General features: G+C 63.4%; 16 protein-coding genes and 1 riboswitch. Of the genes, 11 read left to right on the top strand and 5 right to left on the bottom strand.

Annotated features, from left to right (window positions below; all coding sequences use genetic code 11):
• The first annotated feature begins 99 nt into the window (after positions 1–99).
• Both NKI39_RS09630 and NKI39_RS09625 read left to right on the top strand, forming a co-directional pair.
• Entirely contained in the window at positions 100–981 is an 882-nt protein-coding gene (locus NKI39_RS09630) for a cytochrome b/b6 domain-containing protein (RefSeq protein WP_352831579.1), read from the top strand.
• A 1-nt stretch (position 982) separates the two neighbouring features.
• Positions 983–1792: a molybdopterin-binding protein gene (locus NKI39_RS09625; RefSeq protein WP_352831578.1), complete on the top strand. Its 810-nt coding sequence runs from the start codon at positions 983–985 to the stop codon at positions 1790–1792.
• Positions 1793–1815: 23 nt separating this feature from the next.
• Here the strand turns inward: NKI39_RS09625 and NKI39_RS09620 are convergent, their stop codons facing one another.
• Positions 1816–2418 (bottom strand): DUF3011 domain-containing protein, encoded by a 603-nt coding sequence (locus NKI39_RS09620; RefSeq protein ID WP_352451338.1) that lies wholly within the window; start codon positions 2416–2418, stop codon positions 1816–1818.
• An 86-nt stretch (positions 2419–2504) separates the two neighbouring features.
• Here NKI39_RS09620 and NKI39_RS09615 point away from each other — a divergent pair, with 86 nt between their 5' ends.
• Complete coding sequence (locus tag NKI39_RS09615) at positions 2505–3335, top strand: transporter substrate-binding domain-containing protein (protein WP_352451339.1); 831 nt, start codon at positions 2505–2507, stop codon at positions 3333–3335.
• 358 nt (positions 3336–3693) lie between these two features.
• Positions 3694–4269 carry a Fic/DOC family protein gene (locus NKI39_RS09610; protein ID WP_352816759.1) on the top strand — a complete coding sequence of 192 codons (576 nt, stop codon included), beginning with the start codon at positions 3694–3696 and terminating at the stop codon, positions 4267–4269.
• A 170-nt stretch (positions 4270–4439) separates the two neighbouring features.
• Here NKI39_RS09610 and NKI39_RS09605 read toward each other — a convergent pair whose 3' ends face one another.
• Positions 4440–5438, bottom strand: coding sequence for a hypothetical protein (locus NKI39_RS09605; RefSeq protein ID WP_352831576.1), 999 nt, complete (start codon positions 5436–5438; stop codon positions 4440–4442).
• A gap of 204 nt (positions 5439–5642) precedes the next feature.
• Positions 5643–5729: riboswitch (glycine riboswitch) on the top strand.
• Positions 5730–5877: 148 nt separating this feature from the next.
• Here NKI39_RS09605 and gcvT point away from each other — a divergent pair.
• Genes gcvT through gcvP form a run of 3 tightly spaced genes read left to right on the top strand, consistent with a single transcriptional unit; the run spans position 5878 to position 10197 of the window.
• On the top strand, positions 5878–6996 hold the full coding sequence (gene gcvT, locus NKI39_RS09600; protein ID WP_352473893.1) for a glycine cleavage system aminomethyltransferase GcvT: 1119 nt from the start codon (positions 5878–5880) through the stop codon (positions 6994–6996).
• 5 nt (positions 6997–7001) lie between these two features.
• Positions 7002–7370 carry a glycine cleavage system protein GcvH gene (gene gcvH / locus NKI39_RS09595; RefSeq protein WP_352451343.1) on the top strand — a complete coding sequence of 123 codons (369 nt, stop codon included), beginning with the start codon at positions 7002–7004 and terminating at the stop codon, positions 7368–7370.
• 16 nt (positions 7371–7386) lie between these two features.
• Positions 7387–10197 (top strand): aminomethyl-transferring glycine dehydrogenase, encoded by a 2811-nt coding sequence (gcvP, locus tag NKI39_RS09590; RefSeq protein ID WP_352816764.1) that lies wholly within the window; start codon positions 7387–7389, stop codon positions 10195–10197.
• Between the two features lie 72 nt (positions 10198–10269).
• Here the strand turns inward: gcvP and NKI39_RS09585 are convergent, their stop codons facing one another.
• Positions 10270–11439: a GGDEF domain-containing protein gene (locus tag NKI39_RS09585; protein ID WP_352831573.1), complete on the bottom strand. Its 1170-nt coding sequence runs from the start codon at positions 11437–11439 to the stop codon at positions 10270–10272.
• A gap of 273 nt (positions 11440–11712) precedes the next feature.
• Between NKI39_RS09585 and parE the strand changes: the two genes are divergently transcribed.
• Together parE and NKI39_RS09575 are read left to right on the top strand one after the other, a co-directional pair.
• Positions 11713–13764 (top strand): DNA topoisomerase IV subunit B, encoded by a 2052-nt coding sequence (gene parE / locus NKI39_RS09580; RefSeq protein ID WP_352831571.1) that lies wholly within the window; start codon positions 11713–11715, stop codon positions 13762–13764.
• A gap of 42 nt (positions 13765–13806) precedes the next feature.
• On the top strand, positions 13807–15873 hold the full coding sequence (locus NKI39_RS09575) for an FUSC family protein (RefSeq protein ID WP_352831569.1): 2067 nt from the start codon (positions 13807–13809) through the stop codon (positions 15871–15873).
• Here NKI39_RS09575 and NKI39_RS09570 read toward each other — a convergent pair.
• On the bottom strand, positions 15870–16991 hold the full coding sequence (locus NKI39_RS09570; RefSeq protein ID WP_352816772.1) for a DUF2336 domain-containing protein: 1122 nt from the start codon (positions 16989–16991) through the stop codon (positions 15870–15872). The two genes, NKI39_RS09575 and NKI39_RS09570, sit on opposite strands and share 4 nt — an antisense overlap.
• A gap of 110 nt (positions 16992–17101) precedes the next feature.
• On the opposite strand from NKI39_RS09570, the gene NKI39_RS09565 reads away from it, so the two are divergent.
• Together NKI39_RS09565 and NKI39_RS09560 are read left to right on the top strand one after the other, a co-directional pair.
• Complete coding sequence (locus tag NKI39_RS09565) at positions 17102–17593, top strand: MaoC family dehydratase (protein WP_502898553.1); 492 nt, start codon at positions 17102–17104, stop codon at positions 17591–17593.
• 3 nt (positions 17594–17596) lie between these two features.
• The gene (locus NKI39_RS09560; protein ID WP_352831565.1) at positions 17597–18478 is read left to right on the top strand and encodes an HpcH/HpaI aldolase/citrate lyase family protein; all 882 of its coding nucleotides are present in this window, start codon (positions 17597–17599) and stop codon (positions 18476–18478) included.
• A gap of 21 nt (positions 18479–18499) precedes the next feature.
• Here the strand turns inward: NKI39_RS09560 and NKI39_RS09555 are convergent, their stop codons facing one another.
• Positions 18500–19084 carry a nitroreductase family protein gene (locus tag NKI39_RS09555; RefSeq protein WP_352831563.1) on the bottom strand — a complete coding sequence of 195 codons (585 nt, stop codon included), beginning with the start codon at positions 19082–19084 and terminating at the stop codon, positions 18500–18502.
• Between the last annotated feature and the right edge of the window lie 144 nt (positions 19085–19228).

The raw sequence follows: 19228 nt of genomic DNA, 5'->3' as shown, positions 1-19228 counted from the left end.
CCGTGATCGGGTGAAACATCGCTTAGGCTGGCGACGTATTGGGAGGAGAAGAGATCTGACAGGCCATGCGGAACCGCTTGGCAGGGAGGCACGGAAAACATGGAATCAGTTGCCAGAGGCGAAGCCAGCACCGAGGCAGATAGCGCTGCTTCGACGGATGCGACGCTGATCTATCGCCAGTCGCGCTGGACGCGGCTGACGCATTGGCTGTGGGCGATCGCGCTGTTCTTCATGCTGCTTTCCGGCCTGCAGATCTTCAACGCCCGCCCACAGCTCTACATCGGCAAGGAGTCGGGTTTTGGCTACAACAACACCGTCTTCGCCATTGGCGCCGAGAATACGGCGACTGGCCCGCGCGGCTATACCGAAATCTTCGGCAAGCGCTTCGATACCACTGGCGTGCTCGGCTGGTCGGGTCCGGCCGGCCAGGAGACCTCCCGTGCCTTCCCGTCCTGGGCGACGATCCCTTCCTATTACGATCTCGGCACCGCGCGCGTTGTTCATTTCTTCTTCGCCTGGGTGCTGACCACCACGCTGCTGGTCTGGCTGGTCGCCAGCCTGATCAACGGCCATTTGCGCCGCGATCTTGCCCCGCGCCTCGATGATTTCAGGCGCCTGCCGCGAGACATTGTCGAGCACGCCAAACTCAGGTTCCATCACACGCGCGACTACAACACGCTGCAGAAGCTGGCCTATGGCGGCGTGCTGTTCGTGCTGCTGCCGCTGATGATCATCACCGGCCTTGCCATGTCGCCGAGCATGGATTCGGTGCTGCCGTTCCTGAATGATCTGCTCGGCGGCCGGCAGACGGCGCGCACCATTCATTTCACGGTGATGCTGCTGCTCGTCGCCTTCTTCATCATCCACATCCTGATGATCCTCGCCGCCGGCCCGATCAACGAGCTGCGCTCCATCATCACCGGCTGGTACCGAACCGACACGCCGGCGCATGGCGACAAAGCGCCAGAGAGGAGTGCCTGACATGGCGAAATTCGAGATCAGCCCCAAGCTACAAATAAGCCGAAGAAAGTTCCTGACCTCGGCCAGCCTCGGCCTTTCCGGCATCATGCTGTCGGGCTGCGACGCCTTCGACAGCCAGCTTGGCGTCGGCAACGGCCTGCGCAGCTTCCTCGAAAGCGCCAATGGCATGACCTGGCGGGCGCAGCGACTGCTTGCCGGCGCTGATGCGCTGGCGCCGGAGTTCACCGAGGCCGACATTCGCCAGCCGCAGCGGCCGAACGGCGTCACCGCACCGGACGACGATTTCTACAAGGGCCTGCTCGCCAGCGATTTCGCCGACTGGCGGCTGGAGGTTTCAGGCCTCGTCGAAAAACCGCTGTCGCTGAGCCGCGAGCAGCTGATGAACATGCCGAGCCGCACCCAGATCACCCGCCACGACTGCGTAGAAGGCTGGAGCTGCATTGCCAAATGGACCGGCACGCCGCTGTCGCTGGTGCTCGACCAGGCAGTGGTCAAGCCGCAGGCGCGCTACGTCATGTTCCACTGCCTCGATACGATCGACCGCAGCCTGGCCGGCGATATCAAATATTACGGCTCGATCGACCTGGTCGATGCCCGCCATCCGCAGACGATCCTTGCCTATGGCCTCAACGGCAAGCCGTTGCCGGTCGAAAACGGCGCGCCGCTGCGCGTCCGCGTCGAGCGCCAGCTCGGCTACAAGATGCCGAAATACCTCTACAAGATCGAGCTGGTCGACGGCTTCGCCAATCTCGGCGGCGGCAGAGGCGGCTATTGGGAGGACAATGGCTACGACTGGTACGGCGGCATCTGACCGAAACCTGACCCAAGCTTCATCTAACTGTCGTCGTCGCTGTCGTCGCCGTCGCTGCGCAGGGCCGGATTCAGGTCAGGATTATCGTCAGGGGTGACAAGCTTGCCCAGCCCGTGCGGTCCCTGGTAGTTGCCGTGGGTATCGAAGTTGGGGTTGCCCTGATTGTCGAATTGCGGCGTCGGATCGATCGATTGGTCGTAACGGCGCGGGCGCGGCTTCGGATAGTAATTATCGGAATGATGGCGATGCGAATTGCCGTTGTCGAGAATGGCGCCTACCACGCCGCCGACGATAATGGCTGCGGCGACGTCGCCAGCAGAGGGATTGCGGTCGGGGCCGGCGACTGCGAATTCGGCCGAGCAACCATTGTCGACCCAGATGCCGCCGCCGTCATAGCCCCAGCTTCTACCGTATACGCAACGCGCCTTCGAAAGCCTGGAGGTCAACTGCACGCCGCGGCGCGTATCGACCCCGCAATAGGAATAGCGGTAATCGGCGCTGGAGCAGACCACGCGTTTTGCCCCCGCAGCCTGCGCTGCCGCCGGCAGCAGCGAAAGCTTCGCCGGATTGCCCAGGATGCAAACCAGGAACATCATCGAACCGGTAACCGTCATCCGTGTCGACATCGCAACTCTCCATCAGGGTCCGCTATCGACAGAATGGCACCTCTGTGTAAATCTGACAACCGGACGGGCTCAGCGAGGTTATATTAATGCGCGCTAAGATGATCGCCACAACTATACTTGCCCTTTCTGCCTGGTTGGCTTTGTCGCTGCTGCCGGCCCGGGCGGACGACAGCCTCAAGCGCATCATCGACCAGAAGGCACTGACGATCGGCGTGGCGCTCAACCCGCCATGGATCCTCAAGAAGGCCGACGGGAAGTTGGCCGGCTATGATGTCGACCTGACCAGTGCGCTGGCGTCTGATCTCGGCGTCGACCTGAAGCTGGTCGAGGTGCCCTGGAACGACCTTAAGACAAGACTGCTCAAGGGTGATTTCGACATGATCGCGGCTGGCTACGCCAGCACGCCGGAACGCGCACGCGAGGTGGTGTTCTCCAACCAGACCGGCACCGCCGATATCCGCATGGTTGCGACGATCGCCAGCCTTGGGAAAAGGCCGGGAAAGGCAGTGGCGGCGCCGGGATACAAGATCGCCGTGCTGTCCAATTCCACCGATGAAGCCGCCGCGAAGGAAGCTTTTCCCAAGGCGACCATCCTGTCTTTCGACAATACCTCAGATGTTTTCGCCGCGATCATCGGCGGCGACGCACAGGCAATGGTCGCGACATCGCCAACGCCCCAAATGGCCGCCAGGCTCTATGACGCGAAGTTGACAATGGTGGGCGGCCCGCTGTTGCGGACGCCGGAGGCGTTTGCGATGCGCCCGGACGATGTGCGCCTCATCCAATACGTCAACAACTGGATCGGCGCGCGCACCGCCGACGGCACCATAGGCGGCGTGCGCCGCTACTGGTTCGGCAGCTTCAAATGGATGTCGCGGTTCGACACCAGCGCCAAGCCGGAGCCCGCCAAACAATAGCGTCGCGCGACTGCTTATGCGACCTTGTCGATCAGCGACCGTATTTCAGCGACAGTGGCGCGCTCGCTCCATGATCGTCGGATTCAGCTGTTTCACGGCCGCAAAATTCGCTTTGGTCCCCTTGGCCGGCATGTGCTAGCGTTGCCAGATGAAAAGTCGTTCCCCCAAATTAGATCGCTCGCCAAAGAGCGGACACTATGTCCTGACGAGCAGTCGAGGCGCCAAAATCAGCGCCGTCGAAGGTATGAAGCTAAGTCCACGCATGGGGCATATCCTTGAGCAAAGCTCGCAGCGTGGGCTGAGCGGTGATGAGCGACGCAAGCTCATCAAAGAACAGGCGCGCAAGAAGTAGCGGACCTTGGTCTATGCCGCAGAATCCGATCCTCTGTGCTATCCGGGCACGACCGTCCTTCGCAACCTCCTCGACATTCATGATCAGTCCGAGCTCGACGAGTTTGAGCTCGCTCTGTTTCTGACCCGGGCCGATGAGGCTTTTCCAGCTGGTGATCTGGATTATCCGCACTATCTGGCACTGCATCGTCACCTGTTTCAGGACGTCTATGCGTGGGCCGGTGAACCGCGCACCATCCGCATCGGCAAGGGCGGTAACTGGTTTTGCTACCCTGAGTACATCGATGCCGAGATGCAGCGGGTTTTCGGAGAACTCTCAGCCGCCGGCCATTATTCCAGCACATCAGCCGAGGTCTTTGCAGCTGGCGCAGCGCACGTTCTCGCTGAGATCAATGCGATACACCCCTTCCGAGAAGGCAACGGCCGCACTCAGCTGGCGTTTCTGGCGATATTAGCCGATAACGCCGGCCATGGTTTCGACGATGACGAGCTGGATCGCGATCGTGTAATGAAGGCCATGATCTCAAGCTTTTCCGGCGACGAAGCCCCACTCACGCGCCTGATTCAGGACATTGTCGCTTAAGGGCTGCCTACCGATCCTGGCTGATGTTGCCTGTCCTCGGAAAGGTTAATGCGCTGCCGTCGGCTGTAATCAGTCGCTAGAGATGCGCTTGAGCCTGTCCAGTTAATTGGCTGCCTGTCCGTTCGCATCGCTTCAGGGTTGGCAGTGACGCTCGGTTGCTCGTGAAAGGCTCACGCAACCTTGTCGATCAGCGGCTTCAGCGCCGGGTGGATTTCCGGCGAGGCGTGCTTGATCAGCGTCAGCAGCGCGCGCTCGTTCTCATGCAGCGGCCGGTCGCCGATGTGTTCGGCGAGCCACTTCGCTTCGCCGGCGTCGACCGTCTCGGCGCGGCGGGCCAGTGCCTCGGCTGCCTTGTTCCTCGATTCCCATTCGGCCTCGACGTCGCCCGGTGAGAGATAGGCTTCCATGATGTCGGACAGGCCGCCCGATACCATGCGGCTGAAGAACCCGCCGATCTCCGGATCGGCCTGCTCGAAGAACGAATCCCGGCGCAGCGCCACGTCGCGCACCGGCGGTTCGTAGCCGGCCGAACACATGACGAAATTGGCGATCGCCTTGACGAACAGATCGTTCCAGGACGGATCGTTGTCGCCCGCCGCTGTCCGCTCGTTGATCTCGAACAGCACCTCGGCCTCGGCGCGGCTGATGGCGATGTTGCCATCGCCGCCGTAGGCGTAAAGGATGCGGCGCAACAGCTCGACCTCAGCCTTGGCAATCGACCCAGGGATAAGCCTGCCGCCGGTCATCAGCGGCCCCTTGCCGTCCACGACCGCATGAGCGACCTGCTCCAGCGCATAGCTGGAAAGCGTGCTCGGCGATGATTTGGCAACTTCCAGCACATGCACCAGCAGCTCGAGTTCGGTCTGGCTGTCGACCATGCCGTCGCGCGAAATCGTCCGGATCAGCCAGTCAGCATTGTCTTGCGAAACATAGCCCGCCGGCTTTTCCTGGTGGACGATGAAATCGGTGACGGCCTCGACGAAAAACTCAAGCCATTCTGCGCATTTGTCCCTCGCCGTTGCATCCAGCGCAAACAGCGCCTCGGCCTCGCCGCGCGTTACTAGGCCGTCGCCGAACACTTCGCCGCGCAGCATGACCACGTCTTCCGCCGTGATCCGATTTTTCGAGGCCAGCCCGGCCACCGGCGCGCTCATGATCAATTCGCCCATTGTCTTCCCCGCCCGCCGCCGGTAATTGCCGGCCCTTATGCGGTATATCGGCAAGGTCTTGAGAAACCGGCAAGCGGCGTGGTTAGCGAAGGCTTGCCCGTAAAGAAGGCCCGCGGAAGACCTGGCAGTAAAAATGTCGCCGGCAGGTGACAAGGTGTCGTCCACGGGCTATGGATGACGAGTCGAGGGCTCCTGACCGAGTCCTACCTGTTTGTGGGAGAGAGCAGCGAGAGCTGCCGCCGAAGGGGAAATCGCCCGAAATCTCTCAGGCAAAAGAACCGTAGACGGGAAAGACACTCTGGAAAGTCGGGGCTTGCCCCCGCGCCGAAGGTGTAAGCGCTGCCGACAGAGTTACGGGGCGCGAGTCTCTCAGGCTTCAGACAGAGGGGCACGGACTGGTCGCCATTCGCGGCCGCTTGCGTGCGACTCTGGAGATGACATGACGGGCGACGATACCAAACACCTTCCCCTCGAAGATCTGCACATGGCAGCTGGTGCGCGCTTTGGCGCCTTCGCCGGCTGGTCGATGCCGCTGACCTATCCGGCCGGCGTGATGAAGGAGCACCTGCACAGCCGTGAGCATGCCGGCCTGTTCGACATCTCGCACATGAAGCTGTTCGAAATCAGCGGTACGGGGGCAGCAGCGCTTCTGAACCGCGCCTGCCCGTTCGATGCCGGCGCACTTGAGGTTTCCCAGTCCAAATACACGTTCTTCCTCAATGAGGCGGCCGGCATTCTGGACGATCTGATCGTCACCAGGCTCGGCGCCGAGCGCTTCATGATGGTCGCCAATGCCGGCAACGCCGCCGCCGACGAAAAGCATCTGCGCGCACTGGCCAAAAATTTCGATGCAGAGGGCGATTTCGATGTAAAAGTGGATGCGCTCGACCGCGTCTTCCTGGCCATACAGGGCCCCGAGGCGTGGGCTGCCCTTTCCCGCGCCGGCATCGAGACCGGTTCGCTGGTGTTCATGCACGGCATCGAGCCGCGCGAAAAATGGTTCATGAGCCGGTCCGGCTATACCGGCGAAGACGGCTTCGAGATCGGCCTGCCGGAAGCGGATGCAAGAAACCTCGTCGCCAGGCTGCTCGAGGACGAGCGGGTGATGTGGGTCGGCCTTGCCGCCCGCGACAGCCTGCGGCTCGAAGCCGGACTGTGCCTGCACGGGCTGGACATCACGCCGGAGATCGATCCGGCCAGCGCCGGGCTGATGTGGGCCATCCCCAAGGAGGTTCGCGCCTCTGGCGCCTTCATCGGCGCCGATGCGCTGCGCGCCATCCTGGAGCGTGGTCCGGCGCAAAAACGCGTCGGCCTGAAGCCGGAAGGCCGCCAGCCGGTGCGCGCCGGTGCTGCCCTTTTCGATGCTGACGGCAACCCTGCCGGCCATGTCACCTCAGGCGGCTTCGGCCCCTCGGCCGGTCATCCGGTCGCCATGGGCTACGTCCAGACGCCGCTTGCCAAATCCGGCGCAAAACTGTTCGCCGATGTCCGCGGGACGAAAATCCCGGTCGACATCCACCCCTTGCCCTTCACGCCCCATCGCTACCGCAAAGGATGATTTCAATGGCAAAGACCTATTTCACCGAAGATCACGAATGGCTGCGCGTCGAGGGCGGCATCGCCACGGTCGGCATCACCGATTACGCGCAGCAGCAGCTCGGCGATCTCGTCTTCGTCGAACTGCCGGAGCCGGGGAAGAAGCTGGCCAAGGGCGACACCGCCGTGGTGGTCGAATCGGTCAAGGCCGCATCGGACGTCTACGCGCCGGTCGACGGCGAGATCACCGAGGCCAACACCTCGCTGTCATCGGATCCTTCACTCGTCAATTCGGCGGCAACCGGCGACGGCTGGTTGTGGAAGATGAAGCTGGCCAATGAGCGCCAACTCGACGGACTCCTCGATGAAGCCGCTTACAAAGCCCATATTGGTTGATAGCAGGACCAGGAAGATGACCGCAGCACCCTACCCCTTCTCGGCTCGCCATATCGGCCCGGGCCTCCATGACGTCAGAGCCATGCTGGCGACGATCGGCGTTCCTTCGGTCGAGACCCTGATCAGCCAGGCAGTGCCGAAGTCGATCCGGCTCGACCGGCCGCTGGCCCTGCCCGCGCCCGCAACCGAAGCGGAAGCGCTGGCCGAGCTCGCGGCGACGATGGCAAAGAACACGGTGCAGAAGAGCTTCATCGGTGCCGGGTATCATGGCGTCCACGTGCCGCCGGTGATCCAGCGCAACCTGTTCGAGAACCCGGCCTGGTATACGGCTTACACGCCTTACCAAGCCGAGATCAGTCAGGGCCGGCTGGAGATGCTGTTCAACTTCCAGACACTGGTGACGGAACTGACCGGCCTGCCGGTGGCATCGGCCTCGCTGCTCGACGAGGCGACGGCGGTGGCCGAAGCGGTTGGGATCGCGCTGCGCCATCATCGCGACAAGCGCACCAAGGTGGCACTGGCCGGCACGCCGCACCCGCAGACGCTGGACGTCGTGCGCACCCGCGCCGAGCCGCTCGGCATCGAGGTCGACGGCGAGGTGATCGACGACAACACCGCCGCCCTGCTGGTCTCCTGGCCCGATACATTCGGCGTCTACGGCGACCACAAGGCAGCGATCGACAGGGCCCGTGCTGCCGGCGCGCTGGTCGTCTTCATCGCCGACCCGCTTGGCCTGACGCTGACCGATGCGCCGGCCAGGCTTGGCGCCGACATCGCCGTCGGCCCGATGCAGCGTTTTGGCGTGCCGATGGGCTTTGGCGGGCCGCACGCCGCCTATTGCGCCGTCTCCGACAGGCTGACGCGGCTGATGCCCGGCCGGCTCGTTGGCCAGTCGACGGATAGCAAGGGCCGTCCTGGTTATCGCCTCGCTTTGCAGACACGCGAACAGCATATCCGCCGCGACAAGGCGACGTCCAACATCTGCACCGCACAGGCGCTGCTCGCCAATATGGCGACGGCCTACGCGATCTGGCATGGCCCTGCCGGGCTGCAGGCGATTGCCGGCCGCGTCCACACGCTGGCCAACCGCCTGGCTGCCGGCCTCAAGGCAGCGGGCGTTTCGGTGGTCGGCGACAGCCATTTCGACACGGTGACCGTGAAAGTGAAGGGCAGAGCCGGCGCGATTGCCGCCGCCGCAGAAAAGACCGGCCGGCTGCTGCGCGTCATCGACGCCGACCATGTCGGCATCAGCTTCGACGAGACCTCCACCGAGGCCGATCTGGAGGCGATCGCAGCACTTTTCGGCGCCAAGGCCGGCGTTGCCGCCGGCAGTTCCATGCCAGGAAAACCGCGCGGCAAGGAGTTTCTCACCCAGCCCGTCTTCCGCGAAAACCACTCGGAAACCGACATGATGCGCTTCCTGCGCCGGCTGGCCGACAAGGACCTGGCGCTCGACCGCGCCATGATCCCGCTCGGCTCCTGCACCATGAAGCTCAACGCCGCCGCCGAAATGATGCCGGTGAGCTGGCCTGATGTCGCCAACCTGCATCCCTTCGCGCCGGCAAACCATTCGATAGGCTATCGCGCCATGATCGACGAGCTGGAAGGCTGGCTGGCCGAGATCACCGGCTTCGACGCGGTGACCCTGCAGCCCAATGCCGGCAGCCAGGGCGAATATGCCGGGCTGCTCGCCATTCGCGGCTATCATCTCTCGCGCGGCGAAGGCCATCGCACCGTCTGCCTGATCCCGTCCTCGGCGCATGGCACCAATCCGGCAAGTGCTGCCATGGCCGGCATGAGCGTCGTCGTCGTGCGCTGCACCGAGGACGGCAATATCGATACGGCCGACCTGCAGGCCAAGGCGACCGAGCATGCGCACAACCTCGCGGCGCTGATGTTCACCTACCCTTCGACGCATGGCGTCTTCGAGGAAGGCGCGCGCGACCTCTGTGCGCTGGTTCACAGCCATGGCGGCCAGGTCTATTTCGACGGCGCCAACCTCAACGCGCTGGTCGGCCTCGCCCGTCCCGGCGATATCGGCGCCGATGTCTGCCACATGAACCTGCACAAGACCTTCTGCATCCCGCATGGCGGCGGCGGCCCCGGCGTCGGCCCGATCGGCGTCAAGGCGCATCTGAAGCCATATCTGCCCGGCCACGTCACCGAAGGCTCGGCCCATGCCGTGGCGGCGGCACCGTTCGGCAGTGCCTCCATCCTGCCGATCACCTGGATGTATATTCGCATGATGGGCGCTTCCGGCCTGAAGCAGGCGACCGAGACGGCGATCATCTCCGCCAACTATGTGGCGACGCGGCTTGGCGAGCATTTCCCCCTGCTTTACAAAGGGCGCAACGGACGCGTCGCGCATGAATGCATCCTCGACACCCGCGTGCTCAAGGACAGCGCCGGCATCAGCGTCGACGATATCGCCAAGCGGCTGATCGACTATGGCTTCCACGCGCCGACCATGTCGTTCCCGGTCGCCGGCACGCTGATGGTCGAGCCGACCGAGTCCGAGCCCAAGCGCGAGCTGGATCGTTTCTGCGAGGCCATGATCGCCATAGCCGGCGAGGCAGCCAAGGTGGCGAAGGGCGAATGGCCGTTGGCCGACAATCCTCTGGTCAACGCTCCGCACACCGCCGCCGAGGCATTGGCCGGCCAGTGGACCCATCCCTATTCGCGTCTGGAGGCAGCCTATCCAGCCGGCGATGCCGACACGGCGGCAAAGTACTGGCCGCCCGTATCGCGCATCGACAATGTCGCCGGCGACCGCAACCTCGTCTGCTCCTGCCCGCCGCTGTCGGAATATCTGGGTGCGGCGGAATAGATCATGATCCCGAAAAATGGAATCCCGGTTTTCGGACAAGATCATGGTCTAACAAGCAGATAGAAACCTCAATCAGGCAGAACGCAAGGCCGGCCCGTCGGCCTTGCTCGCCCGGTCCCGGACGACGACGCGATTTCGCCCGGCGCGCTTTGCCGCATAGAGTGCTGCGTCGGCTTCGGCCAGCACATCGTCGAGACCGGTGCCGTTTGTTCCGCCAAAGCCGATGCCGCCGCTGACTGTGCTTCGCAATGGACCGAGTTGGGTGGCCACGACTTCCGTGCCGAAGGCGACGCTGATCTTGCTCGCAATGTCATAGGCCTTCTCTTCCGTCATCCGCGACATGACGAGCACGAATTCCTCGCCGCCCAACCGGAAGGCGTCGACGCCGGTCCGGGCGTATTTCCTGATGACAGCGGCAAAGCGGCACAGAACCTGGTCGCCGACCGGGTGACCGAATACGTCGTTCGTCCTCTTGAAATGGTCAAGGTCGAACATGGCGACGGACATGAACGGACCGAAGACCCGCTCGCCGTAGAGTGCCGTCAACGCCCGCCGATTCATCAGCCTGGTCAACGGATCGGTCATCGTCTCGGCCTTCAGTTCGATCTGCGCCTGCAAATGGTGCAGGGAGAGCGTCAATGCGCCGAGCCCGGTCATGCAGGCGACGGCTACGACGGAATTCACCCGCTCGGCCCAATTGTCGGGCGCAACACCCAGCACCCATTGGCCCTTGACCAGCAGGACCGCGCCGCAAAGTCCGAACGACAGGGCACAGACGCCGCTCAGGAACGAGACGACCAGCAATATCCGGCGATCGTGACCACCCTCAATCCAGAACATCGCCCCGATAAGCGAGAGTAGCGCCGTTACCGTCGCGTAGGTGACAATGAAGCCTACACCATCAAACCCGAGATACGTCGCGCCTGTGCAAACAGCCATCGCAATCAAGGTCGGCAAGATGGCGCGCCTGTAGTCGCCTATGCCGAGGTATTGCATGGCCGACAGGCAGATGATCAGGAAGCCGAGGCTGAGCAGCGCAAGCACGATCTGGCAAAGCCAGGCGCTTGGATCCCTGGTGTAATGCCAGAACAACACCACATGTGCGACGAGCACGAGAATGCCACACGCCACCGTCAGCACAAAGCGTGCCTGTGGCGCGCTGAACCAGATGGCAAACATGGTGATGCTAAGGCACGTGCCCGACAGCGCCGCCGCGAGCAGGAGCGAACTGTAATCCAACATGCTTAAGCGACAGCCTCTTGAGGGTTTCGCTGCATTATAGGTCAGCGACAGTCCGCAAATACCGTTTTTTCAGCCAATCTTGCGGCGTAACCTTCGGACAGGGTTTACAAAGCGTCGATGCTCCACCCTCGACCCCATTTCCGCCGCTTGGTTGTCGAATGGTTTTGCAGTAAGAGGCCCTATCCTCGAACGTAACAGGAACCTCCGTCGCCTGCCCGCCAAAAGCGTGGCAGTATCGGGTGGTGATTCGCAGCATCGGAATCCAGGACCGGCATGGACGACAATAACGATCTTTTCGCCAAATTCGACAAGCAGCCGCAACCGGCTCGCGCCGCCGCGCGCCCGGCCGACCCGCTGGTGCAGGCGGCGAAGCGGCCGGCGCCCCGCGACGCCAGCGAGAGCTATAGTGCCGCCGACATCGAAGTGCTGGAGGGGCTGGAGCCGGTGCGCCGCCGCCCGGGCATGTACATTGGCGGCACCGACGACAAGGCGATGCACCATCTGTTCGCCGAGGTCATCGACAATTCGATGGACGAGGCGGTCGCCGGCCATGCGACCTTCATCGATGTCGAGCTTTCCGCCGACGGATACCTGTCCGTCACCGACAACGGCCGCGGCATTCCGGTCGATCCGCACCCGAAATTCAAGAAGCCGGCGCTCGAACTCATCATGACGACGCTGCATTCAGGCGGCAAGTTCGACAGCAAGGTTTACGAGACGTCCGGCGGCCTGCACGGTGTCGGCGTTTCCGTGGTCAACGCGCTGTCCGACCATCTCGAGGTCGAGGTGGCGCTGGGAAGGAAACTTTATCGGCAAAAGTTCTCGCGCGGCATTCCTGTGACCGGCCTGGAGCAGCTCGGCGAGGTGCACAACCGCCGCGGCACGAAGATCCGCTTCCATCCAGACGAGCAGATTTTCGGCAAGGGCGCTGCTTTCGAGCCGACGCGGCTCTACCGCATGGCGCGGTCAAAGGCTTATCTGTTCGGCGGTGTCGAAATCCGCTGGACCTGCGACCCGTCGCTGATCAGGGAAAAGGACACGACGCCGGCCAAGGCAGAATTCCATTTTCCGGGCGGCCTCAAGGATTATCTGAAAGCCTCGCTCGGCGATGAATTCCAGGTGACCCGTGAAATGTTTGCCGGTAAGAGCGAGAAGCAGGGTGGCCACGGTTCGCTCGAATGGGCGGTAACCTGGTTCGGCGGCGACGGTTTTATCAATTCCTATTGCAACACCATTCCGACCGCCGAAGGCGGCACGCATGAGGCCGGCTTCCGCAACGTCCTGACGCGCGGCTTGCGCGCTTATGCCGACCTGGTCGGCAACAAGCGCGCCTCGATCGTCACTTCCGAGGATGTGATGATCTCGGCGGCGGGCATGCTGTCGGTGTTCATCCGCGAACCGGAATTCGTCGGCCAGACCAAGGACAGGCTGGCGACGATCGAGGCGATCCGCATCGTCGAAAGCGCCATCCGCGACCCGTTCGACCACTGGCTGGCCGACAATCCGCAGGAGGCTTCGAAACTGCTCGAATGGGTGATCGCGCGCGCCGACGAGCGGGTGCGCCGCCGCCAGGAAAAGGAAGTGTCGCGCAAGAGTGCGGTGCGCAAGCTGCGCCTGCCCGGCAAGCTCGCCGACTGCACGCAGAATGCCGCCGCCGGTGCCGAGTTGTTCATCGTCGAGGGCGATTCGGCCGGCGGTTCGGCAAAGCAGGCGCGCGACCGCGCCAGCCAGGCGGTGCTGCCCCTGCGCGGCAAGATCCTCAACGTCGCCAGCGCCGGCAACGACAAGCTTGCCGCCAACCAGCAGATATCCGACCTCATCCAGGCGCTTGGTTGCGGCACGCGCTCGAGATATCGCGACGAGGACCTGCGTTACGACCGGGTCATCATCATGACCGATGCCGACGTCGACGGCGCCCATATCGCCTCGTTGCTGATCACCTTTTTCTACCAGGAGATGCCGAGCCTGGTCCGCGGCGGCCATCTCTATCTGGCGGTGCCGCCGCTTTATTCGATCCGGCAAGGCGGCAAGGTCGCCTATGCCCGCAACGATGCGCACAAGGACGAACTCCTGCGCACCGAATTCACCGGGCGCGGCAAGGTCGAAATCGGCCGCTTCAAGGGGCTGGGCGAAATGATGGCTGCGCAGCTCAAGGAAACCACCATGGACCCGAAAAAGCGCACGCTGCTCAGGGTCGACGTTATCGATGCCGAGGCGGCGACCAAGGATGCGGTCGACGCATTGATGGGGACCAAGCCCGAGGCCCGTTTCCGCTTCATCCAGGAACGCGCGGAATTCGCCGAGACGGAAGTGCTGGATATCTGAGCTCCCGCCGCTAGCTTGGCCTTCTGAGCTGGAGACGAGCACTTGACCTGGGCGCGGCTGAAGGACGATATCGGCACGCGGATCGCTGGCCTGACGCGGCCGACGCGTTCGGACTGGATCTTTGCCCTGCGCACCGTTTCGGCCGGCCTCATCGCGATATTGGCCGCCTATGCGCTGAAGCTCGACCACCCGCAATGGGCGATGATGACGGTGTTCATCGTCGCACAGCCGGTCGCCGGCATGGTGCTGGCGAAGGGGTTTTATCGTCTCCTCGGCACGTTTGCCGGCGCGCTGGCGGCGATCGGCATTACCACTCTTTTCGATGCCAACCCCTGGTTGCTGGTTGCAGTTCTTGCCGTCTGGATCGGCATCTGCTCGCTGGTCTCGTCGCTGCTACGCAATCCGGAAGCCTATGGCGCGGCGCTTGCCGGCTACACCGCGATGATCATCGGCCTGCCGGCTTTCGGCCAGCCGCACCTCGTCATCGATCTCGCCGTGGCGCGCTGCGCGGAAATCGTGCTTGGTATCGTCTGCGCTGCGCTGACCAGCCGGCTGATCCTGCCGAAACTGGCCGCCGACGCCATCATCTCAAGACTGAAACGCAGCATTCTCGACCTGGCGGCCTATGCGGACGGCGCTTTTTCCGGCGGCGATGCGGAAAAGCTTGCCGGGCTGCACCGCAAGCTGATCGGCGATGTCCAGACGCTCGGCGAGATGCGCACCTACGCAAGGCTGGAAGGGCCGAGCCTCGCCACCCGCGCCTATCCGGTCCGGCGTACCATCGGCCAGCTTCTGTCGGCCCTGTCGGCGGCGCATGCGCTGCATGCCCACGCCGCGCCGAAGAATGCAGCCCTCATCCCAGTTCGCGCCGAGTTGCAGGCCGTTGTCGGCGAACTGGTAGCCAAGCCGGGCGCGCTGGACGATACGGCGCCCTGGGTGGCGCGGCTCGACGCAATCGCCGGCAAGGCGCGACAGATGCCTGACGTCGCGGCCGGGCAAGACATTGACTGGGCTGGCACTGTCACCCGCCTAACCATTGCCGCCGACTTCGCCGAGGCCATGCAGCAAGTGCTGCGCGGCCTGGATGCACTCCGCTATCCCCCGTCTCGTGCCAGTCGCGAACGGCGGCAGCCGGCGCTGGTGGTGCACCGCGATTACCGTGCGGCATCGCGCAATGCCGTGCGCGCAGCAATCGCCACGCTTCTGGTCGCCGGCTTCTGGCTGGCGACGAAATGGTCGGACGCGACGGGCACGGTCATTCTGGTCGCCGTAGTCTCCAGCCTGTTCGCGGCTCGCCCCGATCCGATCCGGTCGGCATGGAACTTCTTCGAGGGCACGTTGCTCGCCCTGCCCTTTGCGTTTCTCATCGGCCAGTTGGCGCTTCCGGCTTTGCCAGGCTTCGGATGGTTCATGGTCTTTGTCGTGCCGATCCTGGTACCAGCAGCACTGGGCATGGCCAATCCGCGATATGTCGGCGTGGCAACGGCCTTTGCCATCAATTTCCTCGCCTTCCTCAGCCCACATCAGGCGATGACCTACGATCCGTTTCCGTTCCTCGCCAATTCGGCATCGGTCCTGGTCGGCATTCTTCTGGCGATCGGCGTCTTCGCCATCGTGCTGCCCGCCGACCCCTGGGTCACCGTCAACCGCATCCTGCAAGCCATGCGCGAAGATCTTGCCCGCCTTTGTCTGCATGAGCGCATGCCGCGGCGACTGGCTTTCGAGAGCCTTGCCTATGATCGGGTCAATCAGTTGATGCCGCTGCTGCAGAACGCCGGCGAGAAAGGCAACGCCGTTCTCGACGGCGGCATTGCTGCCGTTACTGTCGGCCTCGAAATCCTGCGGCTGCGCAACGCGCAACAGAGTTCCGCGATCCCACCTGAAACAGCACTTTCCATCGCCAATTTCCTGCGCGGTCTGGCACGCGAGCTGCTGTTCAGGCGGCCCGGCGAGCCGCAGACGGCGACCGTCGCCGTCGCCAGGCAATATGCAGCTGGCATCGCGGAGCGCAGCGTCGCGGCCGAAATGCTGCAGATCGCCGCCTCGCTGCGCATCATTGCCGCCGCGATCGAGGATTTTCCGGATTTTTTCGCGAAGGACCGGGTTTAGGCAGCGGCGATCGCCAGCGCGTGCCCGCGTGCGTTCTCGCGCAGCGCGTCGAGATGGATCGATTTGACCAGCCCGGCGAGATCGCCTTCTGCGGACTGTCCGCCCAATTCCTTCAGCATCAGCCAACTGACTTCCTGGACGCCGGCGAGGCGTTTGCCGTTGGCGACCTCGCGCCAGACCTTCAGCGCGCGCAGAATGATGGCGTGGGTGGCGGCGGCAAGCCCGGCGCTGCGGAACAGTGCCTGCAGAGCCACGTCATGGCCGCCGGCCAGCAGTGCTCTCACCCGTTGTTCGGACTGTTGGCTGAGCGCGACCAGCGCCGAACCAAAGAAGTCGACCTTGCCGTGCGCAATGGTGCGGACGACGAAGCTTGCGGTCAGGTCGCCGCGCAGGCGCAGATGTTCGACAAGTGCGGTATGTTCCTCTGTCCGCGTGCCTTCGATCAGCGTCACCGAAGCCTTGATGCAAGCATCGCGCGTGACGCGCTCGGCCCTGGCGGCGCCCATCAGCGCCAGCACCAGCGGCGACCCCTTGAGCATCTCCCCGAGCTTGACCAGCAGCATATGCCGGCAATCGGCGGGCAGCCGGGTGTCGGCGATCAGCGCCTCGCGCACCAGAGGCAGATGGCCGTGCCGCTCGGCCATGCGGCGAAAGCTGACGGATGCGATATCGGCGCCGCTGTTGGCGAGCAGCGTGGTGCAAGCCTCCGGCTCACCGATCTCGGCGATCGCCGCCGCAACCGACATCGAGACACGCGGCCGGTCGGCGATCACCTTCTGCGTCGCTTTCTGGCCGCCGGCAACCCGATCAATCAGGTCGGCATCGGTAAGCAGCGGCGAGCGCGCCAGTACCAAAGCGGCCACCTCGGGCTGGTCCGACGCCAGCGCGCTGACGATCTGCGGCGGCGCGTGGTGGCTCATGGAAAGCGCGTCGGCGATTGCCAGTCGCACCTTCGACGATGCGTCGTCGAGCAGCAGCGTCAGCGCCGCCTCCGCAGCGCAGCGGTCCTCGAAGGGCAGGTCCGAGTCGACATAGGCGCGAGCCAGCGCGCTTGCCGCCGCAGCACGCTCCGACACCTTCGCCGTATGGATCCATTTCAGGAAATGCGAAACGACCATGTCGCCTGCTTACGCCCCTTGCCAGAACGCTTCTGACCCTGGTGGAGACCGTAGGCACAAATGGTTTACGAACGGTTCACCATGTTCGTTAACTGGCTTGCGAGCGCGATATGCAACGCCTATCAACCCTGAAGCAGCGGAGGAGATCGACCATGGCCGGGCTTTATCTTGAGGAGTTCGCTGTCGGCCAAGTGTTCACGCACACGCTGCGCAAAACCGTGACCGAAAGCGACAACATGTTGTTCTCGGTGATGACGTTGAACCCGCAGCCGCTGCACATCGACTTCGACTTCGCGGCGAAGAGCGAATGGGGCAAGCCGCTGGTCAATTCGCTGTTCACGCTTGGCCTGATGATCGGCATCTCGGTCAATGACATCACCGTCGGCACCACCGTCGCCAATCTCGGCATGAAGGAGACGGTGTTTCCACATCCCGTCTTCCATGGCGACACCATTCGCGTCGAGACCACGGTGGTTTCGGTGCGTGAATCCAGGTCGAAGCCGGACCGCGGCATCGTCGAGTTCGAGCACCGCGCCTATAACCAGAACGACGTGCTGGTTGCCAAATGCACGAGGCAAGCCATGATGATGAAAAAGGCATAGCCGATGCGTTCTCTGCTCTTCGTTCCCGGCGATTCGGAAAAGAAGCTGGAGAAGGGCTTTGGCGTGGGTGCCGACGTGGTCATCATCGATCTCGAGGACTCGATTGCTGCGCAGAACAAGGGGTTGGCGCGCGACACAGCGGCGCGTTTTATCGCCGAGCACAGGCACCGGACCGGCTCCGCGATCTATGTGCGCGTCAATGAGCTTTCGACCGGACTGACCGACGACGATCTGGCGGCGCTCGTGCCAGCAAAACCAGACGGCATCATGCTGCCTAAGTCGAATAGCGGACTGGATGTCCAGCATCTCTCGGCCAAGCTCAGGGTGCACGAAGCCGAAAGCGGCCTGCCGGATGGAGCGATAAGGATCCTGCCGATCATCACAGAAACGGCTGCAGGCGTCTTGGCCGCAGCGACCTACGCCCGTGCAAGCGCGCGGCTTGTCGGCGTCACCTGGGGGGCGGAAGATTTGTCGGCGGCGATTGGCGCGCGCGCGACGCGCGACGCGAATGGCCGCTACACGGATGTGTTCCGCCTCGCCCGCACCATGACCATGCTTGCCGCAAGTGCCGCGGAAGTCGCGGCAATCGACACCGTCTTTCCGGATTTTCGCGACATGGCCGGCTTCGAGGCCGAATGCGCCGAGGCCGAGCGCGACGGTTTCACCGGCAAGATGGCGATCCATCCGGCGCAGGTGCCGGTTATCAACGCCGCCTTCACGCCTTCGGCGCAAGCGGTGAAAAGCGCCCTGGCGATCGTCGAGGCGTTCGAGGCGGCAGGAAATCCCGGGGTCGTTGGCATGGATGGCAAGATGTACGACCGGCCGCATCTCAAGCTCGCAGAGCGGCTCCTGGCGCGAGCCAAGGCATCGGAGCTTGATCCTTAGGGGGGCTGTTCCGCGCCGAAATTATCCCACCCACGGCCCCGAATAGTCGGCATAGAGTTTTGCCGGATCGGGCCGCGGTCGTTCCGGCGCTGGCCCCTGGTAGGAGCCGATATGGACGAAGCCGACGACCCGCTCATGCGGCGCCAGGCCGAGGATCGCCCTGCCCTCGGGCACGTCGGAATACCAGTTGCTGACCATGTTGGTGCCGTAGCCCAGCGCATTGGCGGCAAGCATCAGGTTCATCGCCGCCATGCCGCCGGACAGGAACATCTCCCATTGCGGGATCTTTGGGTTTTCCCTGGGGATAGAAATCACGCCGATGACCAGCGGCGCGCGCGAAAAGCGCGCCAGTTCCTGGTTGCGGCGGCCTTCCGGCAGCGGCCCTTCGCGCTGTTCGGCAAGTGCTGCCAGCTTCTTGCCGATATCGACGCGAGCCTCGCCGCGATAGAGGATGAAACGCCAAGGCTCCAGCCGGCCGTGGTCCGGCACCCGCGAGGCGGCGGCGATCATCGTCGCGATCTCCGCATCGCCCGGTGCCGGTTCTTTCAAATCCGGGATCGGCGCGGAATTTCGGGTCAGCAGAAAATCGATGATCGGCGACGCCATGGGCGCAAGTCTCCTGGAATTTGAGCTGAAGCGCACCATCGGGACATCGGGCGGCTTGGGCATTGGCGCGGCGCGCCGGACAAAGAGCCCTATAGCAGAAGCCGACCGGACTCTTAAGCCTTGAAATTGCCACCGCCTTGGGCT

Origin of the sequence: Mesorhizobium sp. M0664 (assembly GCF_040320565.1) — a bacterium.
Classification (GTDB): Bacteria; Pseudomonadota; Alphaproteobacteria; order Rhizobiales; family Rhizobiaceae; genus Mesorhizobium.
The sequence above is the reverse complement of the archived record's forward strand: the minus strand, read 5'-3'. Positions and strand labels throughout refer to the sequence as shown.

Bases quoted from the DNA above. Each gene is read 5' to 3' on its own strand.
- NKI39_RS09630 (WP_352831579.1), top strand. From the start codon at position 100: ATGGAATCAGTTGCCAGAGGCGAAGCCAGCACCGAGGCAGATAGCGCT.
- NKI39_RS09625 (WP_352831578.1), top strand. From the start codon at position 983: ATGGCGAAATTCGAGATCAGCCCCAAGCTACAAATAAGCCGAAGAAAG.
- NKI39_RS09620 (WP_352451338.1), bottom strand. From the start codon at position 2,418: ATGTCGACACGGATGACGGTTACCGGTTCGATGATGTTCCTGGTTTGC.
- NKI39_RS09615 (WP_352451339.1), top strand. From the start codon at position 2,505: ATGCGCGCTAAGATGATCGCCACAACTATACTTGCCCTTTCTGCCTGG.
- NKI39_RS09605 (WP_352831576.1), bottom strand. From the start codon at position 5,438: ATGGGCGAATTGATCATGAGCGCGCCGGTGGCCGGGCTGGCCTCGAAA.
- gcvT (WP_352473893.1), top strand. From the start codon at position 5,878: ATGACGGGCGACGATACCAAACACCTTCCCCTCGAAGATCTGCACATG.
- gcvH (WP_352451343.1), top strand. From the start codon at position 7,002: ATGGCAAAGACCTATTTCACCGAAGATCACGAATGGCTGCGCGTCGAG.
- gcvP (WP_352816764.1), top strand. From the start codon at position 7,387: ATGACCGCAGCACCCTACCCCTTCTCGGCTCGCCATATCGGCCCGGGC.
- NKI39_RS09585 (WP_352831573.1), bottom strand. From the start codon at position 11,439: ATGTTGGATTACAGTTCGCTCCTGCTCGCGGCGGCGCTGTCGGGCACG.
- parE (WP_352831571.1), top strand. From the start codon at position 11,713: ATGGACGACAATAACGATCTTTTCGCCAAATTCGACAAGCAGCCGCAA.
- NKI39_RS09570 (WP_352816772.1), bottom strand. From the start codon at position 16,991: ATGGTCGTTTCGCATTTCCTGAAATGGATCCATACGGCGAAGGTGTCG.
- NKI39_RS09565 (WP_502898553.1), top strand. From the start codon at position 17,102: ATGCAACGCCTATCAACCCTGAAGCAGCGGAGGAGATCGACCATGGCC.
- NKI39_RS09560 (WP_352831565.1), top strand. From the start codon at position 17,597: ATGCGTTCTCTGCTCTTCGTTCCCGGCGATTCGGAAAAGAAGCTGGAG.
- NKI39_RS09555 (WP_352831563.1), bottom strand. From the start codon at position 19,084: ATGGCGTCGCCGATCATCGATTTTCTGCTGACCCGAAATTCCGCGCCG.